The organism is Streptomyces silvae, assembly GCF_016745505.1.
Classification (GTDB): domain Bacteria; phylum Actinomycetota; class Actinomycetes; order Streptomycetales; family Streptomycetaceae; genus Streptomyces; species Streptomyces silvae.
Map to the genome: position 1 here is coordinate 65,424 of NZ_JAERUC010000027.1, position 19,879 is coordinate 85,302.

At 68.1% G+C, this 19,879-nt stretch carries 19 protein-coding genes; 10 read left to right on the forward strand and 9 right to left on the reverse strand.

The window, feature by feature from the left end:
- Positions 1-3 precede the first annotated feature (3 nt).
- The 4 genes from sigM (at position 4) to trxA (ending at position 3,095) form a co-directional block, all read left to right on the forward strand.
- A complete protein-coding gene (gene sigM / locus JKV81_RS04340; RefSeq protein ID WP_099173265.1) occupies positions 4-708 on the forward strand; it encodes an RNA polymerase sigma factor SigM in 705 nt (234 codons plus the stop codon).
- Complete coding sequence (locus JKV81_RS04345; RefSeq protein WP_202074953.1) at positions 705-1,616, forward strand: anti-sigma factor family protein; 912 nt, start codon at positions 705-707, stop codon at positions 1,614-1,616. Before sigM ends, JKV81_RS04345 begins: the two co-directional genes overlap by 4 nt.
- A 127-nt stretch (positions 1,617-1,743) precedes the next feature.
- Positions 1,744-2,715, forward strand: coding sequence for a thioredoxin-disulfide reductase (trxB, locus tag JKV81_RS04350; RefSeq protein ID WP_099173267.1), 972 nt, complete (start codon positions 1,744-1,746; stop codon positions 2,713-2,715).
- 44 nt (positions 2,716-2,759) lie between these two features.
- Positions 2,760-3,095 carry a thioredoxin gene (trxA, locus tag JKV81_RS04355; RefSeq protein ID WP_104787410.1) on the forward strand — a complete coding sequence of 112 codons (336 nt, stop codon included), beginning with the start codon at positions 2,760-2,762 and terminating at the stop codon, positions 3,093-3,095.
- Between the two features lie 105 nt (positions 3,096-3,200).
- Here the strand turns inward: trxA and JKV81_RS04360 are convergent, their stop codons facing one another.
- The 9 genes from JKV81_RS04360 to rpmH all read right to left on the reverse strand — a co-directional run bounded on the left by JKV81_RS04360 (position 3,201) and on the right by rpmH (position 10,109).
- Entirely contained in the window at positions 3,201-3,818 is a 618-nt protein-coding gene (locus JKV81_RS04360) for a GNAT family N-acetyltransferase (protein ID WP_129264596.1), read from the reverse strand.
- A 305-nt stretch (positions 3,819-4,123) separates the two neighbouring features.
- The gene (locus JKV81_RS04365) at positions 4,124-5,221 is read right to left on the reverse strand and encodes a ParB/RepB/Spo0J family partition protein (protein WP_202074954.1); all 1,098 of its coding nucleotides are present in this window, start codon (positions 5,219-5,221) and stop codon (positions 4,124-4,126) included.
- Positions 5,218-6,312: a ParA family protein gene (locus tag JKV81_RS04370; RefSeq protein ID WP_099173271.1), complete on the reverse strand. Its 1,095-nt coding sequence runs from the start codon at positions 6,310-6,312 to the stop codon at positions 5,218-5,220. The genes JKV81_RS04365 and JKV81_RS04370 overlap by 4 nt, the downstream gene beginning before the upstream one ends.
- A 304-nt stretch (positions 6,313-6,616) precedes the next feature.
- Positions 6,617-7,333 (reverse strand): 16S rRNA (guanine(527)-N(7))-methyltransferase RsmG, encoded by a 717-nt coding sequence (rsmG, locus tag JKV81_RS04375; protein WP_099173272.1) that lies wholly within the window; start codon positions 7,331-7,333, stop codon positions 6,617-6,619.
- 99 nt (positions 7,334-7,432) lie between these two features.
- Positions 7,433-7,939: a Jag family protein gene (locus JKV81_RS04380; RefSeq protein ID WP_124277889.1), complete on the reverse strand. Its 507-nt coding sequence runs from the start codon at positions 7,937-7,939 to the stop codon at positions 7,433-7,435.
- 14 nt (positions 7,940-7,953) lie between these two features.
- Positions 7,954-9,222: a membrane protein insertase YidC gene (gene yidC, locus JKV81_RS04385; RefSeq protein ID WP_129264595.1), complete on the reverse strand. Its 1,269-nt coding sequence runs from the start codon at positions 9,220-9,222 to the stop codon at positions 7,954-7,956.
- Between the two features lie 3 nt (positions 9,223-9,225).
- Complete coding sequence (gene yidD / locus JKV81_RS04390; RefSeq protein ID WP_099173275.1) at positions 9,226-9,585, reverse strand: membrane protein insertion efficiency factor YidD; 360 nt, start codon at positions 9,583-9,585, stop codon at positions 9,226-9,228.
- Positions 9,582-9,953 carry a ribonuclease P protein component gene (gene rnpA / locus JKV81_RS04395; protein WP_099173276.1) on the reverse strand — a complete coding sequence of 124 codons (372 nt, stop codon included), beginning with the start codon at positions 9,951-9,953 and terminating at the stop codon, positions 9,582-9,584. The genes yidD and rnpA overlap by 4 nt, the downstream gene beginning before the upstream one ends.
- A gap of 18 nt (positions 9,954-9,971) precedes the next feature.
- A complete protein-coding gene (rpmH, locus tag JKV81_RS04400; protein ID WP_014047156.1) occupies positions 9,972-10,109 on the reverse strand; it encodes a 50S ribosomal protein L34 in 138 nt (45 codons plus the stop codon).
- A gap of 381 nt (positions 10,110-10,490) precedes the next feature.
- Here rpmH and dnaA point away from each other — a divergent pair, with 381 nt between their 5' ends.
- From dnaA to gyrB, 6 genes are all read left to right on the forward strand, one after another.
- Entirely contained in the window at positions 10,491-12,278 is a 1,788-nt protein-coding gene (gene dnaA / locus JKV81_RS04405) for a chromosomal replication initiator protein DnaA (RefSeq protein WP_129264594.1), read from the forward strand.
- Between the two features lie 1,088 nt (positions 12,279-13,366).
- A complete protein-coding gene (gene dnaN, locus JKV81_RS04410; protein WP_033296764.1) occupies positions 13,367-14,497 on the forward strand; it encodes a DNA polymerase III subunit beta in 1,131 nt (376 codons plus the stop codon).
- A 146-nt stretch (positions 14,498-14,643) separates the two neighbouring features.
- Complete coding sequence (gene gnd, locus JKV81_RS04415) at positions 14,644-15,522, forward strand: phosphogluconate dehydrogenase (NAD(+)-dependent, decarboxylating) (protein ID WP_124277886.1); 879 nt, start codon at positions 14,644-14,646, stop codon at positions 15,520-15,522.
- A 76-nt stretch (positions 15,523-15,598) separates the two neighbouring features.
- A complete protein-coding gene (gene recF, locus JKV81_RS04420; protein WP_129264593.1) occupies positions 15,599-16,729 on the forward strand; it encodes a DNA replication/repair protein RecF in 1,131 nt (376 codons plus the stop codon).
- 80 nt (positions 16,730-16,809) lie between these two features.
- Positions 16,810-17,313 (forward strand): DciA family protein, encoded by a 504-nt coding sequence (locus JKV81_RS04425; RefSeq protein WP_124278191.1) that lies wholly within the window; start codon positions 16,810-16,812, stop codon positions 17,311-17,313.
- A gap of 403 nt (positions 17,314-17,716) precedes the next feature.
- Positions 17,717-19,786, forward strand: a complete 2,070-nt coding sequence (gyrB, locus tag JKV81_RS04430) for a DNA topoisomerase (ATP-hydrolyzing) subunit B (protein WP_099173280.1) — start codon at positions 17,717-17,719, stop codon at positions 19,784-19,786.
- Positions 19,787-19,879: the final 93 nt, after the last annotated feature.

Below are 19,879 nucleotides of genomic sequence, written 5' to 3' on the forward strand. Positions count from 1 at the left end.
CCGTTGAACGACGCCAGATTCGCCGACATCAGCGATCAGGATCTCCTGACGCAGCACGTGGCAGGCGAACCGGACGCCTTCGGTGAGCTCGTGCGACGGCACCGTGACCGGCTCTGGGCCGTGGCCCTGCGCACGCTCGGCGACCGCGAGGAGGCCGCCGACGCCGTGCAGGACGCCTTGGTCTCCGCGTTCCGTGCGGCGCATACCTTCCGCGGCCAGTCAGCCGTCACCACATGGCTGCACAGGATCACGGTCAACGCCTGCCTGGACCGCGCCCGTAAGGCCGCCTCCCGCAAGACCGCGCCGGTCGACGACGCCGAACGGCTCGATCAGCTCATGGAGCCCCACGAGTCCGCCGAGGCTCCCGCCGAACGGCAGGATCTGCACCGTGAGCTTCTGGCCGCCCTGGCCACCCTGCCCGCCGAGCAGCGCGCCGCGCTCGTCCTCGTGGACATGCAGGCCTACCCCGTCGCCGAAGCCGCCCGCATCCTCGACGTACCCACCGGCACCGTGAAGAGCCGTTGTGCGAGAGGCCGGGCCAGACTGCTTCCCTTGCTGGCCCATCTGCGCAGCACCAGAGAGGGCGGCAAGGACGTCCCCATGGAAAGGAACCGGACGCAGGGGCCATCCGTCCCACCGGCGTCAGGACCGAGAGACGCAGGTGACGGTGATCCTGCCGGCGTGAAGGGTGGAGGTGGGCTCGCATGACATCCACAGCAGACACGGCTCAGCACCCGGACGTCCCGGAGATCTCCGACTTCACCGAAGGCCTTCTCCCACCGTCCCGCGAGGCGGAGCTCCGTCGGCACCTCGATACCTGTGACGAGTGTGCCGACATCCACTCATCCCTGGAGGAGATCCGCGCACTGCTGGGGTCCGCGCAGACTCCCGACGAGAGCATGCCCGCGGACGTGGTCGCCCGGATCGACGCGGCGCTGGCAGCGGAAGCATCGGCTACCCCTACGCCCTCCGACGCACCAGCCGCTGTTTCACGTGAAACAGCGGCAGAGAGCACAGCTGCTCCTCGGCCCGCAGGTCGCCCTCGTGGCGCCACCGGCCCCGGCCGGAGCTCCTCCCGACGGCGGCGCCGGACGGTGATTCTCGGCACTGCCTTCGGTGCGGCAGCGGTCGGCATGAGCGTCTTCCTGCTCCAGTCCGTCCAGGGCTCCCAGGACTCGTCCGGCGCGATGGCCGACCGTGGCGTCAGCGCCGCGGAGAAGAGCCAGGGGGACTTCTCGGATGCCACGCTGGAGGGCCGCGTCCATACGCTCCTCAGCAAGACCTCCGAGACTCCGGGCTACGACCCGGGCAAGCCGTCCCTGGACACCAAGTCATCCCCCGGGGACCTGGCTCCCGGGGAGGCATCCCCCCGTACGCCCCTGCGCGCACCGATCGTCGACGTCCCGCCCTGCGTCCAGCAGGGCATCGGGCGGAACGCCCCGGCGCTGGCGGCCGAGGAGGGCAGCTACGAAGGGACCGCCGCCTTTCTCGTCGTGCTGCCCCATGCGACGGACAGCACTCGCGTCCAGGCCTATGTCGTCGATGCGGCCTGCGTGGATTCCGCGCCCGCCGCAAAGGGCCAGCTGCTGCTCACGCACTCCTACACACGCCCCTGAAGCCGTTCCCGGGAGCCGGACCGGCCATTCGGGAATGCATGCCCCGTAGGATCCGTTGGGTGGGGTGAGAGTCGAGGAACCGACCCCAGCAGGCAAGCAGGCAGTCCGCAGAGACGAGGAAGAACCCGTGAGCGACGTCCGTAATGTGATCATCATCGGCTCCGGGCCGGCTGGTTACACCGCCGCCCTGTACACCGCTCGCGCGTCGCTGAAGCCGCTGGTGTTCGAGGGCGCTGTCACCGCCGGCGGTGCACTGATGAACACCACCGACGTGGAGAACTTCCCGGGCTTCCAGGACGGAATCATGGGCCCCGAGCTCATGGACAACATGCGCGCCCAGGCCGAGCGCTTCGGTGCCGAGCTCATCCCCGACGACGTCGTCTCCGTGGATCTCTCCGGAGACGTCAAGACCGTCACGGACACCGCAGGCACGGTGCACCGCGCCAAGGCCGTCATCGTCACCACGGGCTCCCAGCACCGCAAGCTCGGCCTGCCCAATGAGGACGCCCTCTCCGGACGCGGTGTCTCCTGGTGTGCGACCTGCGACGGCTTCTTCTTCAAGGACCAGGACATCGCCGTGGTCGGTGGCGGCGACACCGCGATGGAGGAGGCGACCTTCCTCTCCCGGTTCGCCAAGTCCGTCACGATCGTGCACCGCCGCGACTCCCTGCGAGCCTCCAAGGCCATGCAGGACCGCGCCTTCGCCGACCCGAAGATCAAGTTCGCCTGGGACAGCGAGGTGGCCACGGTCCACGGGGACCAGAAGCTCTCCAGCCTGACCCTCCGCAACACCAAGACCGGCGAGACCTCCGAGCTCCCGGTGACGGGGCTGTTCATCGCTGTCGGCCACGACCCCCGCACGGAGCTCTTCAAGGGCCAGCTCGACCTCGACGACGAGGGCTACCTCAAGGTCGAGGCCCCCTCGACGCGCACCAACCTCAAGGGTGTCTTCGGCGCCGGCGACGTCGTCGACCACACCTACCGGCAGGCCATCACCGCCGCCGGTACCGGCTGCTCGGCCGCTCTCGACGCAGAGCGGTTCCTGGCAGCGCTCTCCGACGAGCACCTCGCCGAGCCGGAGAAGACCCCGGCAGTCTGACCGCACTCCCCGAACCCACACCCCGCGAAGTTAAGGAGGCCGCCGTGGCCGGCGCCCTGAAGAACGTAACCGACGACTCATTCGATGAGGACGTCCTGAAGAACGACAAGCCCGTGCTGGTGGACTTCTGGGCCGCTTGGTGCGGACCGTGCCGCCAGATCGCGCCTTCGCTGGAGGCCATCGCGGCTGAGCACGGCGACGAGATCGAGATCGTCAAGCTCAACATCGACGAGAACCCGGCCACCGCGGCGAAGTACGGCGTGATGTCGATCCCCACGCTCAACGTGTACCAGGGTGGCGAGGTCGCCAAGACCATCGTCGGAGCCAAGCCGAAGGCCGCGATCCTCCGCGACCTCGAGGGCTTCATCGCCCAGAAGTAGCAGCTGACTGTTTCACGTGAAACGGGCCCACCCTTCGAAGGGTGGGCCCGTTTCGCTTGCTCGCCGTAGAGATCGCGAGTGTCGGCGTGCCGTAGCTCGCGGCCGTCAGAGCGGCCGCAGCACCGGCTCCTTCTGTACAGCGCCCAGAAGCCTGTCCAGTGCCAGCTCGACGTCTTCCTTCCAGGAGAGCGTCGTACGCAGCTCCAGCCTCAGCCGCGGATAAGCGGGGTGCGGACGCACCGTCTTGAAGCCGACCGCGAGCAGATGATCCGCCGGCAGCACACACGCCGGTTCCTTCCACCGGGCGTCACCAAACGCCTCGATCGCCTTGAAGCCACGTCGCAGCAAGTCCTTGGCGACCGTCTGCACCATCACACGTCCGAGCCCCTGCCCCTGGAAACCGGGGACGATCAACCCGGTCATCAGCTGGACGGCATCGGGGGAGACAGGGCTGGTGGGGAACGCCGTGGAACGGGGGACGTAGGCGGGAGGTGCGTAGAGAACAAACCCGGCCGCGACGTCGTCCACATAGACGACCCGCCCGCAGGAGCCCCACTCCAGCAGAACGGCGGAGATCCAGGCTTCCTTCTCGAGCTCGGGCCTGCCGGCCTTTACCGCAGCTTCCCCGCTGACCGGATCAAGTTCCCAGAAGACACATGAGCGGCAGCGCCTGGGGAGATCCGGAAGGTTGTCCAGTGTGAGCGGTACGAGCCGTCGCCCCATGAAGGCGGTTCCTCACTTCCTTCGCCCGCCGCATCACGTGCGGCCGCCAGCGCACTCCGTTCTCGGAACAGGCTGCCGACGAACCCCCCGACAGCGCCAAGCCCCAAACCTACTGTCACCAGGTGGCTGCGATTCACTGATCGCACGGCCCCCGCCTCCTCTGAGGTGGATCACGGTGGTGGATACGCCATACCAGAACGCATCGTATCCACCCAGAGGTGATGGGGATACCGAGAGACGGCAAAGGGCGGGCCGAGTTCCGGATAACTTCCCGGAACTCGGCCCGCCCTTTGCTGCTGCGGGGATCAGGCCTCGTCAGCCTCCGCCTGCTCTTCCACGCTGTGCTCCAGCACGCGTCCCTCGCCCGGAGCAAGGCTGCCGAGAATGCGGTCCAGATCCTCCATCGAGGCGAACTCGACGACGATCTTGCCCTTCTTCTGCCCGAGATCGACCTTCACCCGCGTCTCGAACCGGTCGGAGAGGCGCGAAGCAAGATCGGTCAGAGCCGGCGAGACCCTGCCGCCGGCCCTCGGCCCCCGGGGCTTCGCCGAGCTGGTGGGCTCGGATCCGAGGAGGTTGACGATCTCCTCGACCGCTCGCACCGAGAGCCCTTCGGCCACGATGCGGTGGGCCAGCCGGTCCTGCTCCTCGGAGTCGTCCACCGACAGCAAGGCCCGCGCATGGCCGGCGGAGAGGACGCCGGCGGCGACCCTGCGCTGCACCGGCGGGGAGAGCCGCAGCAGACGGAGCGTGTTGGAGACCTGCGGACGGGACCGGCCGATCCGGTCCGCCAGCTGGTCATGCGTGCACTTGAAGTCCTTCAGCAGCTGGTCGTACGCCGCCGCCTCTTCCAGAGGGTTCAGCTGAGCCCGGTGCAGGTTCTCCAGCAGTGCGTCCAGGAGCAGCTTCTCGTCATCGGTCGCCCGGACGATGGCCGGGATGCGCTCCAGACCGGCCTCGCCGCACGCCCTCCAACGGCGCTCACCCATGATGAGCTCGTAGCGGTCCTCGTCGACCTTGCGTACGACGACGGGCTGGAGGAGACCGACCTCCTTGATGGAGGTGACCAGCTCGGCCAGAGCGTCCTCGTCGAAGACCTCGCGGGGCTGCCGGGGGTTGGGCGTGATCGAAGGGAGCGGAATCTCGGCGAAGTACGCCCCGGCGGAGTCGGTCTGACCCGTGGCCGGCTCCGACTCACCGACCGGGGAGCTCGGCTCCGGGACCAGATTGCCGGAGGGCAGCGCGGCCAGCTTCGCAGCGGCCACACCGCGCTCGGCAGTCATGACGGGTGACGAGGCTCCGGCGTTCGTACCGGATGCGGGATTCGCGACCTGCTTCTCCTGCGGAGCCGCGGGGATCAGTGCACCGAGTCCACGCCCCAGCCCTCTACGACGCTCGCTCACTGCATGCCCTCCGAATGACTCTGCTGACTGTTCTGGATGCCCGGGTGGGCAGGCTCGCCCGCCGGGGCGTGCTGGGCCTCGTAGTGCACTCCGACGCCTCTCAGCGCGATCTCACGGGCCGCCTCGAGGTAGGAGAGGGACCCGCTGGAGCCCGGATCGTACGTCAAAACGGTCTGCCCATAGCTGGGCGCCTCCGAGATTCGCACGGAACGCGGGATGCTGGTCCGCAGCACCTCCTTACCGAAGTGACTGCGCACCTCCTCCGCAACCTGCGAAGCAAGCCGGGTCCTGCCGTCGTACATGGTGAGCAGGATCGTAGAGACATGGAGATCGGGGTTCAGGTGCCCCCGGACCAGGTCCACGTTGCGGAGCAGCTGGCCGAGGCCCTCCAGTGCGTAGTACTCGCACTGAATCGGGATGAGCACCTCTGCTCCTGCCACCAGTGCGTTGACCGTCAGCAGGCCGAGCGAGGGCGGGCAGTCGATGAGGATGTAATCCAGCGGCTGGTCATACGCCTGGATCGCCCTCTGCAGCCGGCTCTCCCGCGCCACCAGCGAGACCAGCTCGATCTCCGCACCGGCGAGATCGATGGTCGCCGGGGCGCAGAAGAGACCTTCGACGTCCGGTACCGGCTGAACGACCTCGGAGAGCGGCATGCTCTCCACCAGGACGTCGTAGATGGAGGGGACTTCCGCGTGATGGTCGATCCCGAGAGCCGTGGAGGCATTCCCCTGCGGATCGAGGTCCACAACCAGGACGCGAGCGCCGTGCAGAGCGAGCGAGGCGGCAAGATTGACCGTCGAGGTCGTCTTACCCACTCCACCCTTCTGGTTGGCCACGACCATGACGCGTGTCCGGTCTGGTCGCGGCAGCCCCTCGCCGGCGCGGCCGAGAGCCTCGACCGCGAGCTGAGCCGCACGACCAATAGGTGTGTCGTCCATCGGCGGCGGTGTTTCACGTGAAACACCGTCCCCCAGGGACTCGGTACGGGGACCGGGGACCGGATCGGTCATCGGTCCCGCGATGTTGGCGTCGGACCGCAAGGATTCACTCTCCTCGACTTCAGGCTCGCAATGAACAGAGCCTGCCATGCTTTCGGGGTCGTGAACCAGCGAGGCCGACTCTTCTGTGGATGAATCCGGTTCTGTGGACAACTCGGTAGCCCTTACGGGCTTGCGGTCGCGCGGCGCGGCGGCCACACGACCGCGACCGATGATTCCCTGCAGCAGAGAGCGACGTTTCACGTGAAACACGATGCCCCCGCAGTACAGCGGGGGGCTCCCGACACTCCGCAGGCAAGACATATCGCTGCTTGCATGGAGCATCCGTACAAAAAAGCCAGAAGCGCATCAGAAGATACAAAGGGGACCGGCCGAGCCTCCGCCCGGCCGGCATTCATCGACGGCGTCGCGTCCGGCCCACCCGTGCGGCCTTGGCCCGCTTTGCGGCGAACCTCACACCGCCCGGGCTCTCCCCGACCACCACACGCACCACCGTGGACGTCGGATCGACCAGGCCCTCACCGACGTGCAGCACCTCGGTCTCCACGACTCCGAGCTTGCTCAGGGCGGCACGAGCCCCTTGGATCTCCTCCTCGGCCGTGCCTCCCTTGAGCGCGAGCATCTCCCCGTACGGACGGAGCAGAGGGACTCCCCAGCCGGCGAGCCGGTCGAGCGGGGCCACCGCGCGAGCCGTCACCACATGGACGGGCTGCAGCGTCCCGAGCACCTCTTCGGCCCGGCCGCGGACGACGGTCACGTGGTCCAGCCCCAGCAGCTCGACGACCTCCTGGAGGAAGTTCGTGCGGCGCAGCAGCGGCTCAAGGAGGGTGATCTTCAGATCGGGGCGCACCAGTGCCAGCGGGATACCGGGGAGGCCGGCGCCCGAGCCCACATCGCACACCGTGACGCCCTCGGGAACCACCTCGGAGAGCACCGCACAGTTCAGCAGGTGGCGCTCCCACAGGCGCGGCACCTCGCGCGGACCGATCAGTCCTCGCTTGACGCCCGCGTCCGCGAGCAGCTCCGCGTACCTGACAGCCTCTGGAAAGAACTCACCGAATACCGCCTGCGCCTCCTTGGGCGCCTGAGGGAGCTCTGCTTCCTCCGTCACGGGGACCGTCCTTCCGTACCGCACTAGCACGCTGACTATCAGGCTGACAAAGATCGGCCCCGCCTGCGAACAGACGGGGCCGACAGTACAAGGATCCGGTCAGGCCGGGAGAACGACGACGAAGCGCTGCGGCTCCTCGCCCTCGGACTCACTGCGCAGACCTGCTGCCGCTACGGCGTCGTGCACGACCTTGCGCTCGAACGGCGTCATCGGCTCCAGCTTCACCGGCTCACCCGAGCTCTTGGCCTCATCCGCGGCCTTCGCACCGAGCGCCGCGAGAACCTCACGCTTCTTGGCACGGAAGCCCGCGATGTCCAGCATCAGGCGGCTGCGGTCACCGGTCTCACGGTGGACGGCCAGGCGCGTCAGCTCCTGGAGCGCCTCCAGCACCTCACCATCGCGGCCCACGAGCTTCTGCAGGTCACGCGCCGAGTCGCTGATGATCGAGACCGCGGCCCGGTCCGCCTCCACGTCCATGTCGATGTCACCGTCGAGGTCGGCGATGTCGAGCAGGCCTTCGAGGTAGTCAGCCGCGATCTCCCCCTCCTGCTCGAGGCGGGTCAGAGTGTCGCTGCCCTCAGCGGCCGTGGTGGTGGTGTCCGTCACGGATGGACTCCTTCTTACTTCTTGGACGGGTGCTTGGGCCGCTGCGGGCCCTTGCGCTGCTGTCCGGACTTGGCTTGGCGTGAGGAGCCGGACGCGGCGGGCTTACCCGCCGGCTTCGGCTTGTCGTCCTGCGATGCGTCCTGCTTCTCCAGCGACGTCTTGGGCTCCGCATCGGTGGAGCCGGACTTCGCCGTGGTGGACCCGGTGGCCGCGCTGTGACGCTTCGCCTTGGTCTGGCGCTTGGGCTGCTGCCGCTTGGCCGCAGCACCGCCCTCCGCCTCGATCACGGCGGCGTCGCTCTTCTCCACCGTGCCGTCCTCCTGGGCGGCGAGGCCCAGCTTGCCCAGACCGGTGATGAACTTGCGCTCGATGTCGTTGCGGTCGGGGCCCTTGGCGACGATCCGCTTGACGGTGTTGCGCCGTGTCCTGCCGCGCACCTCGCCATGGGCGGTCACGCTCTTCAGCAGGCGGTTCAGGTACTGGTCCTGCGCCTTGCTGCCCGGCGTGGGGTTCTGGTTGATCACGTACATCTGCTGACCCATGGTCCAGACGTTCGTGGTCAGCCAGTACACGAGGACACCGACGGGGAAGTTGATGCCCATGACGGCGAAGATCACGGGGAAGATGTACATCAGCATCTTCTGCTGCTGCATGTACGGGGTCTTGACCGTCAGGTCGACGTTCTTCGTCATCAGCTGGCGCTGGGTGAAGAACTGCGACGCGGACATCATCACGATCATGATCGCGGTCACGACACGGACATCGGTCAGGGAGGCGCCGAGCGCCTGCACCTTCTCCTCGCTGTCCATGAACTTCGCGGCCAGCGGGGCGCCGAAGATGTGTGCCTGACGGGCGCTGTCCAGCAGGGGCTGGTCGATGACGCCGATCGTCTTGCCGGAGGCGATGGCCGAGAGCACGTGATACAGGGCGAAGAAGAACGGTGACTGCGCCAGGATGGGAAGGCACGAGGAGAGCGGGTTGGTACCCGTCTCCTTGTACAGCTTCATCATCTCTTCGGACTGACGCTGCTTGTCGTTCTTGTAGCGCTCCTGGATCGCCTTCATCTTCGGCTGGAGCACCTGCATGTTCCGGGTCGACTTGATCTGCTTGACGAAAAGCGGGATCAGGCAGATCCGGATCAGGACCACCAGGGACACGATGGACAGGCCCCAGGCCCACCCCGTGTCATCGCCGAAGAGCGCTCCGTACAGCTTGTGGAACTGGACGATGACCCATGAGACGGGTGTGGTGATAAAGCTGAACAGACTGGCAATCGTGTCCACTAATCAGGCTCCTTGAGCTTTGGGCGAGGTCTCTGTGGCCGGGCTCAGGGGTTCGGAGACCGACCCCCCGGAAGGCACATCGGCGGCGGAGTCCCCGCCCTTGCCGCCACGCACACAGTTGCGCAGCATTTCGTGCCAACGCGGACGTTTGCGTGGCGGTACGTAGTCCACGCCGCCGGGTGACCACGGATTGCAACGAAGGATGCGCCAGGCGGTCAGCGCCGTTCCCTTGATCGCACCGTGCCGGTCGATCGCCGTATATCCATAGTGGGAACACGACGGGTAGTAGCGGCAGACGGGCCCGAGAAGCGGGCTGATCGTCCACTGGTACAGCTTGATAAGAGCCAGCAGCGGGTACTTCATCGCGCGCCCCCTCCCAGCAGCCGCTGAAGGGCGGCGTCCAGGTCTCGGGCCAGCTGTGCATGGTCGGCGTCGCCCGATCCGGGCAGCGCTCGTACGACAACAAGGCTACCGGGGGGCAGCTGAGCAAGCCGATCGCGGACCAGATGGCGAAGCTTGCGCTTCACCGCGGTGCGAACGACTGCTCCACCCACTGCTTTGCTGACAACGAAACCCGCACGCGGCGGGGGAGCACTCTCCCCTGTCACGTGCGGGTCCGTAACACCGCTGCGTAGATGTACGACGAGTAGCGGGCGTCCGGCCCGACGTCCCCGGCGTACAGCGGCCGCGAAGTCCTCGCGCCGCCTCAGCCGATTCTCGGTAGGCAGCACGTCATGACCTGGCCGCGATCAGGCGGACAGGTTGGCGCGACCCTTGCCACGGCGGTTCGCGAGAATCGCGCGGCCGGCACGGGTACGCATGCGCAGGCGGAAGCCATGGGTCTTGGCGCGACGACGATTGTTCGGCTGGAAGGTGCGCTTGCTCACTCGGGGGCTCCAGAAATGATTCGTGTGTTGGCGGGACATCGCCTGGCTGTCACCGTGCGCCCACGAGGAACTCGCGTAAACGCCTTAGTGCACCGCTTCACAATCACAGATCGTGATGTTTGCCCATCGGAGGCAGGCGGCAGCAGCCATCGACAACTCGACCTGGTCACGGTACGCGCGGCTACGCCATCCGGTCAAACCAGCTTCGCGCGACCCCCTGCTGTACACAGCCTGTGGACAACAACTTGAACCGCGCGGGTCGGCCTGACTACCGTGGCTGAACTCCGGTTCTTTTCCTTCCTGCCTGCCGGGCCTCACCCGACCCGACCCATCCCGTCCCGAGAAGCACACATTCGTGGGACATGCGAGAGAGCGTGCCTTGTGGCTGACGTACCTGCCGATCTTGCCGCAGTGTGGCCGCGAGTGCTGGAACAACTCCTCGGGGAGGGCCAGCAAGGCATCGAGCCGAAGGACAAACAGTGGATCGAGCGCTGTCAGCCCCTGGCACTCGTCGCCGACACCGCGCTGCTGGCCGTCCCCAACGAGTGGGGCAAGCGCGTCCTCGAGGGCCGGCTCGCGCCGCTGATCAGCGAGACGCTCACCCGTGAGTGCGGCCGGCCGATCCGGATCGCGATCACCGTCGACGATTCCGCGGGAGAGCCTCCCGCCCCGCCCGCGCCCCCGATGCACCAGCCCCACCAGGGACAGCAGTCCCACCGCTACCAGGGGCCGCAGCACGACGAGCCGCCGCGCAACGACGGGTACGACGGTTACGGTCCCCGGTCCACGGACGACGGCATGCCGACGGCCCGCCCGGCCTACCCGGACTACCAGCAGCACCGCCCGGAGCCCGGCGCCTGGCCGCGCACCCAGGAGGACCTCTCCTGGCAGCCCCGCCACGGCGGCTACCAGGACCGCGACCCGTACGCGAGCCCGCGCCAGCAGCAGCCGCAGCACGACTACCGTCCGCAACAGCCCGAGCACCAGGGTTACGAGCAGCAGCGGGACAGCCGCGACCGCCACGATCTGCAGGACCAGCAGCAGCCCCAGCACCGCCAGGGCGGTCCCGGCACCGGAAGGGCCGGCGGCGGCCCCATGGGCACGCAGTCCGCACCGCCGCCCGGGACCGGCGAACCGCACGCCCGGCTGAATCCCAAGTACCTCTTCGACACCTTCGTGATCGGCGCGTCCAACCGCTTCGCCCACGCGGCCGCGGTCGCCGTCGCCGAGGCACCCGCGAAGGCGTACAACCCCCTCTTCATCTATGGGGAGTCGGGGCTCGGCAAGACCCACCTGCTGCACGCCATCGGGCACTACGCGCGCAGCCTCTACCCGGGCACCCGGGTGCGGTACGTGAGCTCCGAGGAGTTCACCAACGAGTTCATCAACTCGATCCGCGACGGCAAGGGCGACACCTTCCGCAAGCGCTACCGGGACGTGGACATCCTCCTGGTCGACGACATCCAGTTCCTGGCGAGCAAGGAGTCGACGCAGGAGGAGTTCTTCCACACCTTCAACACGCTGCACAACGCCAACAAGCAGATCGTGCTGTCCTCGGACCGGCCGCCCAAGCAGCTCGTGACGCTCGAGGACCGGCTGCGCAACCGGTTCGAGTGGGGCCTCACCACCGATGTCCAGCCTCCGGAGCTGGAGACGCGTATCGCGATCCTCCGCAAGAAGGCCGTGCAGGAGCAGCTCAACGCCCCGCCCGAGGTTCTCGAGTTCATCGCCTCCCGCATCTCGCGCAACATCCGGGAGCTGGAGGGCGCGCTGATCCGCGTGACCGCCTTCGCGAGCCTCAACAGGCAGCCGGTGGACCTCGGCCTGACCGAGATCGTGCTCAAGGACCTGATCCCGGGCGGTGAGGACTCGGCACCCGAGATCACCGCGCCGGCCATCATGGCGGCGACCGCGGACTACTTCGGCCTGACGGTGGAGGATCTCTGCGGATCCTCGCGCAGCCGCGTCCTGGTGACGGCGCGCCAGATCGCCATGTATCTGTGCCGTGAGCTGACGGATCTCTCCCTGCCCAAGATCGGCGCCCAGTTCGGCGGGCGTGACCACACCACGGTCATGCACGCCGACCGGAAGATCCGCGCCCTGATGGCGGAGAGGCGCTCCATCTACAACCAGGTCACCGAGCTCACCAACCGCATCAAGAACGGCTGACGAGCAGGACGGAGGCCGGGCACCGACCCGCCGCACAACGCGCCCGGGGCGCCCCGCGAGGACCGTACGCCGTCCTCATGGGGCGCCCTTCGTCGTCCTGGAAGGCGTCCTGGAAGGCGTCATGCAGGTCGTCCTGGAACCTCTGACAGTGCCGGCGGGAGTGGCTCCGGGGAAGGCACACAGCGCCGCCGGGAGTGTCCCCAGAAGGCTCCAGAGCTCCTCCAGCGGCGGCCGCAGAAGGCTCCGCGACGCCCCTCAGGACCGCTCCGCGCCTCGGTTCCGGTCCGTGTCGACGCCGTACGGGACGGCCGGGCCCCACGGGAGTGTTCGAATACGGGCCCTGAGCAGGCCCTTCTCCACAGAAGTACGGGGAATCTGGCGTCCACAGCCTGGGGACTGCGAAGTTGTCCAGATTGCGTCCACAGGGCCAGCTGCCGATACTCCATCAGGCCAGGTCACATGCCTGGGGATTTGTGGTCAACGATGATCCACAGCCTGTGGACAGATTTTTCGTCCACAGGGTCACGATGACGTTGTCCACCGGCGGCCCACAGGCTGGGCCCGGTTGTCCCCAGCTTCTCCACACCCCTGTCCACTGTTCGGCAACGCGACGCCGCCTTTCACCGTCCAGAGTGAAAGGCGTCACACGAGGACCCTTGGTTGAGCTGTGGGGAACGTGGGTAAAGCTGGGGACAGGCCTGGGGAGAAGTCGCCCCGCCCTGTGCATCGGGTGTGCAGAACTTTCGCGTGTCCACAGAAACGCAAGGTTGTCCACCGGTGCCACCCACAGGGTCGGTGGACAAAAAACGGCTTCTGACCTGGGGGAACGACGTTATCCACGGTTTCCACAGGGCCTACTACTACTACCACTCAGAGTTAGCCAGGAATCCGCTTCGAAGTGGGGCCTGTGCACAACTCGAGCGGCGAGCTCGGCGAACCTCTTGGCGCGACTTGACCCCGAGCAGCAACGAGTGTCGGCGCCGTACGTCAGACTGGACCCCGGCGGTGACCCCAGCCCCTCGGCGGGGAGCCCCGATCAGACGACGAAGGCCAGCAGGGCGAGCGAGCAACAGCAGGAGGCGGTTCCGGTGAAGATCCGGGTGGAGCGCGATGTACTCGCGGAGGCGGTGGCCTGGGTGGCCCGCAGCCTCCCGGCCCGTCCGCCGGCGCCCGTTCTCGCGGGCCTTCTGCTGAAGGCCGAGGACGGAGCCCTCAGCTTCTCGAGCTTCGACTACGAGGTCTCGGCCAAGGTCTCCGTGGACGCGGAGGTCGAGGAGGACGGCACGGTGCTCGTCTCCGGCCGCCTGCTCGCCGACATCTGCCGCGCCCTGCCCAACCGGCCGGTGGAGATCTCCACAGACGGTGTACGGGCGACCGTGGTCTGCGGCTCCTCGCGGTTCACCCTCCACACACTGCCTGTGGAGGAGTACCCGGCACTGCCGCAGATGCCGACCGCCACCGGCACCGTCCCCGGTGAGGTCTTCGCCTCGGCCGCCGCCCAGGTCGCCATCGCGGCAGGGCGCGACGACACCCTGCCCGTCCTGACGGGCGTCCGGATCGAGATCGAGGGCGACACGGTCACCCTCGCGTCGACCGACCGCTACCGCTTCGCGGTCCGCGAGTTCCTCTGGAAGCCGGAGAACCCCGACGCCTCGGCCGTGGCCCTGGTGCCCGCCAAGACGCTCCTGGACACCGCCAAGGCACTCACCAGCGGTGACACGGTGACGCTGGCGCTGTCCGGCTCGGGTGCCGGCGAAGGACTCATCGGTTTCGAGGGCGCCGGCCGCCGTACGACCACGCGCCTGCTCGAAGGCGATCTCCCGAAGTACCGGACGCTCTTCCCCACCGAGTTCAACTCGGTCGCGGTCATCGAGACCGCCCCGTTCGTCGAGGCCGTCAAGCGTGTGGCTCTCGTCGCCGAGCGCAACACCCCGGTGCGCCTCAGCTTCGAGCAGGGTGTGCTCATCCTGGAGGCGGGTTCCAGCGACGACGCACAGGCTGTGGAGCGCGTCGACGCCGTGCTGGAGGGTGACGACATCTCGATCGCCTTCAACCCGACCTTCCTGCTGGACGGGCTCAGCGCCATCGACTCGCCGGTCGCGCAGCTCTCCTTCACGACGTCGACCAAGCCGGCCCTGCTCAGCGGCCGACCGGCCGTGGACGCCGAGGCGGACGACGCCTACAAGTACCTGATCATGCCGGTCCGCCTCTCCGGCTGATCCGGCGCGGTCGTCCCTGTCATGGCAGCTTCCGGCGGGCAGCTCAGCGCAGAGCGGGCCCACCGTGCTGCACCCCGCCGTGCTGTCCCGGCCGGGCGTAGGCTCGGTCCTGGGTACGAATCGGCACAACGCTAAAGGAATCTCTGATGGAGCTCGGTCTCGTCGGCCTCGGCAAGATGGGCGGCAACATGCGCGAGCGCATCCGCCGCGCAGGGCACACGGTCATCGGTTACGACCGCAACCCGGACGTCGCCGATGTCCACAGCCTCGAAGAGCTTGTGGGCAAGCTCAAGGGCCCGCGCGTCGTGTGGGTGATGGTCCCGGCCGGTGCCGCGACCCAGTCGACCATCGACGAGCTGGCCGATCTGCTGTCGCCGGGCGACGTCGTGGTGGACGGCGGCAACTCGCGCTGGACCGACGACGAGAAGCACGCCGTCGAGCTGGGCATCAAGGACATCGGCTTCGTCGACTGCGGCGTCTCCGGTGGCGTCTGGGGCCTGGAGAACGGCTACGCCCTGATGTACGGCGGCACCGAGGAGAACGTCGCCAAGGTCCAGCCGGTCTTCGACGCCCTCAAGCCCGAGGGTGACTTCGGCTCCGTCCACGCGGGCAAGGTCGGCGCCGGCCACTTCGCCAAGATGGTCCACAACGGCATCGAGTACGCCATGATGCAGGCCTACGCCGAGGGCTGGGAGCTCCTGGAGAAGGTCGACTCCGTCACCGACGTGCGCGAGGTCTTCCGCTCCTGGCAGGAGGGCACGGTCATCCGTTCCTGGCTGCTCGACCTTGCGGTCAACGCCCTGGACGACGACGAGCACCTCGACCAGCTCCGTGGCTTCGCCGCGGACTCCGGCGAGGGCCGGTGGACGGTCGAGGCCGCCATCGACAACGCGGTGCCGCTGCCCGCGATCACCGCGTCCCTGTTCGCGCGTTTCGCCTCGCGCCAGGACGACTCGCCGCAGATGAAGATGATCGCCGCGCTGCGCAACCAGTTCGGCGGCCACGCGGTCGAGAACAAGAAGTAGTCCGCGAGCCGCGGGCGGACAGCCCGCGGCACCGCGGCACACAGCACGGAACACGCAGTCGGAAGGGTCGGCGACCATGCACGTCACGCATCTCTCGCTGGCCGACTTCCGCTCGTACGCCCGGGTCGAGGTCCCTCTCGAGCCGGGCGTCACCGCGTTCGTGGGGGCGAACGGCCAGGGCAAGACCAATCTGGTGGAGGCGGTCGGCTATCTCGCGACGCTCGGCAGCCACCGGGTCTCGTCCGACGCCCCGCTGGTGCGCATGGGCGCGGAGCGCGCCGTCGTGCGGGCCGCGGTCACCCAGGGGGAGCGCTCGCAGCTGATCGAGCTTGAGCTCAACCCCGGCCGCGCCAACCGGGCCCGCATCAACAGGTCGTCGCAGGTCAGACCGCGTGACGTCCTGGGGATAGTCCGCACCGTGCTCTTCGCCCCGGAGGACCTGGCCCTGGTGAAGGGCGACCCGGGTGAGCGCCGGCGCTTCCTGGACGAGCTGATCACGGCGCGGTCCCCCCGCATGGCCGGGGTCCGCTCCGACTACGAGCGGGTGCTGAAGCAGCGCAACACCCTGCTGAAGTCCGCCGCCATGGCCCGCAGGCACGGCGGCCGGTCGATGGACCTGTCCACCCTGGACGTCTGGGACCAGCACCTGGGCCGGGTGGGCGCGGAGCTGCTGGCGCAGCGGCTGGATCTGATCGCCACCCTGCAGCCGCTGGCCGACAAGGCGTACGCGGACGTCGCCCCCGGCGGCGGGCCGGTCACCCTGGAGTACCGCAGCTCGGTCGGTGCCGATGTGGAGCCCGCGCGCACCCGCGAGGAGCTGTACGAGCAGGTGATGGCAGCCCTGGTCCAGGCGCGCAAGCAGGAGATCGAGCGCGGGGTGACCCTGGTCGGACCGCACCGTGACGACCTGGTGCTCGGCCTGCGCTCCATGCCGGCCAAGGGGTACGCGAGCCACGGCGAGTCCTGGTCGTACGCCCTGGCGCTGCGGCTGGCCTCGTACGATCTGCTGCGCACCGAGGGCAACGAGCCGGTGCTGGTGCTCGACGACGTCTTCGCCGAGCTGGACGCGCGCCGCCGCGAGCGGCTGGCGGAGCTGGTGGCACCCGGTGAGCAGGTGCTGGTGACGGCGGCCGTGGACGACGACGTCCCGGGGGTGCTGGCGGGTGCCCGGTACGCGGTGTCCGCCGGAGAGGTGGAGCGGCTGTGAGCGGCGCGGCCGAGCACGGCGGCCCCGGCCAGGGCCCGGCCGGCCAGGGGTCAGTTCCGGGGCCGGCGAAGCAGCCGGAGGTGTCGGGTGTGGACCTGGCGCGGGTGGCCCTGCGTGCGGCGAAGGAGCAGGCCCGCGCCCGGGGCGCCGCGGCGCAGCAGAAGAACCAGGCACGCAGGGGCGGTGGTCTGCGGTCGGGGGCCCGCTCCGACGGCCGTGACCCGCTGCCGCTGGGTTCGGCGATCAACCGGCTGATCACCGAGCGGGGCTGGGAGACCCCGGCCGCCGTCGGCGGTGTGATGGGCCGCTGGCCGCAGATCGTCGGCGACGACCTCGCCAACCACTGTGTCCCGGTGCGGTACGACGAGGACCCGGCCGAGCGGGTTCTGACCGTGCAGTGCGATTCGACGGCGTGGGCCACGCAGCTCCGGCTGCTGGCGCCGCAGCTGGTGGCCCGGCTGAACACGGACCTGGGCCATGGCACCGTACGGATGATCAAGGTGCTCGGTCCTGGTGGTCCGCAGCGCAGATTCGGCCCTCTTCGGACCCCCGGGAGCAAGGGGCCGGGCGACACCTACGGCTGAGCAGGGCTTTTCCCCGTCCGGAGCCTTCGGCCCCCGGCCCGCGCCGAGGAAGGCCCCGGCTGCGGTTCACCCGCGTATGTCCTACTTCGCCGACGGCCCGAGGTTTCCGGTCTGTCCGGTTATGTGGCGATCTGGTTCGCGTGAGGATCGGGGAGCGTCCCTCACCGTAGCGGGAGGTTGACAGCCCGAAGCGCGCAAAGCCGTCGTGAGCCCCCCAGAGCCCCTTCCCGAATATGGGGAGTCGTCAGCCGCTCATTCAGGGCGGCACATGCGTACTCAGGCACCGGCAAACCCCCATTCATGTCGGCGCTACCGGTAGACTGGTGGACAATCCCGCTTCCTCGCGGGATTCGTCGATACAAGCCGAACGACGCAGCCGCTCCCGCCTGCCGGAGAACGGCCTGTGCTGTGCCAGAAAGGGCGCTTCGTGGCCGATTCCGGCAACCCCAACGAGAACATCCCGTCCACAGCCGGTGAGCACGGCGAGGTCACCGCCTCGTACGACGCCAGCGCGATCACTGTGCTCGAGGGCCTGGACGCGGTCCGCAAGCGACCCGGTATGTACATCGGGTCGACCGGTGAGCGCGGTCTCCACCACCTCGTGCAAGAGGTTGTCGACAACTCGGTCGACGAGGCCATGGCCGGGCACGCGGACACCATCGACGTCACGATCCTCGCCGACGGCGGGGTACGTGTGATCGACAACGGTCGCGGTATCCCGGTCGGCATCGTGCCGTCCGAGGGCAAGCCGGCCGTCGAGGTCGTCCTCACCGTGCTGCACGCCGGCGGCAAGTTCGGCGGCGGCGGCTACGCCGTCTCCGGCGGTCTGCACGGCGTCGGCGTCTCCGTCGTCAACGCGCTGTCCACGCGGGTGGCGGTCGAGGTCAAGACCGACGGCTACCGCTGGACCCAGGACTACAAGCTCGGTGTCCCGACCGCCCCGCTGGCCCGTCACGAGGCCACCGAGGAGACGGGGACGACCGTCACCTTCTGGGCCGACGGCGACGTCTTCGAGACCACCGACTACTCCTTCGAGACCCTCTCGCGCCGCTTCCAGGAGATGGCGTTCCTCAACAAGGGACTCACCCTCAAGCTCACCGACGAGCGGGCGGCGGCGAAGGCCACGGCGGGCGCCGACAGCGCCGAGGTGGTCGACGTCCCCGACGAGGAGTCGACCCGGACCGTCACGTACCACTACGAGAACGGCATCGTCGACTTCGTCAAGTACCTCAACTCCCGCAAGGGAGAGCTGATCCATCAGTCGGTGATCGACATCGAGGCCGAGGACAAGGAGCGCCTCCTCTCGGTCGAGATCGCCATGCAGTGGAACACGCAGTACACCGAGGGTGTCTACTCCTTCGCCAACGCGATCCACACGCACGAGGGCGGTACGCACGAGGAGGGCTTCCGTGCGGCGCTGACCTCGCTGGTCAACCGCTACGCGCGCGACAAGAAGCTGCTGCGCGAGAAGGACGACAACCTCACCGGTGAGGACGTCCGCGAGGGCCTGACGGCGATCATCTCGGTGAAGCTGGGCGAGCCCCAGTTCGAGGGCCAGACGAAGACCAAGCTGGGCAACACCGAGGCGAAGACCTTCGTCCAGAAGGTCGTCCACGAGCAGCTGACGGACTGGTTCGACCGGAACCCCAACGAGGCCGCCGACATCATCCGCAAGGGCATCGCGGCGTCCACGGCCCGTGTCGCGGCCCGCAAGGCGCGTGACCTGACGCGGCGCAAGGGGCTCCTGGAGAGCGCCTCGCTGCCCGGCAAGCTGAGCGACTGCCAGTCCAACGACCCGACGAAGTGCGAGATCTTCATCGTCGAGGGTGACTCCGCCGGTGGTTCGGCGAAGTCCGGCCGTAACCCGATGTACCAGGCCATCCTGCCGATCCGCGGCAAGATCCTGAACGTCGAGAAGGCCCGGATCGACAAGATCCTGCAGAACACCGAGGTCCAGGCGCTGATCTCGGCCTTCGGTACCGGGGTCCACGAGGACTTCGACATCGAGAAGCTCCGCTATCACAAGATCATTCTGATGGCGGACGCCGACGTCGACGGCCAGCACATCAACACCCTGCTGCTGACCTTCCTGTTCCGCTTCATGCGGCCGCTGGTCGAGTCCGGGCACGTGTACCTCTCGCGCCCGCCGCTCTACAAGATCAAGTGGGGTCGTGACGACTTCGAGTACGCGTACTCGGACCGTGAGCGCGACGCCCTGGTGGCACTCGGCAAGCAGAACGGCAAGCGGATCAAGGAAGACTCGATCCAGCGCTTCAAGGGTCTCGGCGAGATGAACGCCGAGGAGCTGCGAGTCACCACGATGGACGTCGACCACCGTGTGCTGGGCCAGGTCACGCTGGACGACGCGGCGCAGGCCGACGACCTGTTCTCGGTGCTGATGGGCGAGGACGTCGAGGCGCGGCGCTCGTTCATCCAGCGCAACGCCAAGGACGTCCGCTTCCTCGACATCTGAGTCGGCCGTACAAGGAGGAGGGTCCGGCGATTGGGAGGCGGCGTCACGGGTCTGGGCACGCACATCTGCGGCGTTGTCGTCAATCACCATGGC

Excerpts from the sequence above, each read along its gene's own strand:
- JKV81_RS04345 (WP_202074953.1), top strand. The coding sequence starts at position 705 with ATGACATCCACAGCAGACACGGCTCAGCACCCGGACGTCCCGGAGATC.
- JKV81_RS04360 (WP_129264596.1), bottom strand. The coding sequence starts at position 3,818 with ATGGGGCGACGGCTCGTACCGCTCACACTGGACAACCTTCCGGATCTC.
- JKV81_RS04370 (WP_099173271.1), bottom strand. The coding sequence starts at position 6,312 with ATGGCAGGCTCTGTTCATTGCGAGCCTGAAGTCGAGGAGAGTGAATCC.
- yidD (WP_099173275.1), bottom strand. The coding sequence starts at position 9,585 with ATGAAGTACCCGCTGCTGGCTCTTATCAAGCTGTACCAGTGGACGATC.
- gnd (WP_124277886.1), top strand. The coding sequence starts at position 14,644 with ATGGAGCTCGGTCTCGTCGGCCTCGGCAAGATGGGCGGCAACATGCGC.
- recF (WP_129264593.1), top strand. The coding sequence starts at position 15,599 with ATGCACGTCACGCATCTCTCGCTGGCCGACTTCCGCTCGTACGCCCGG.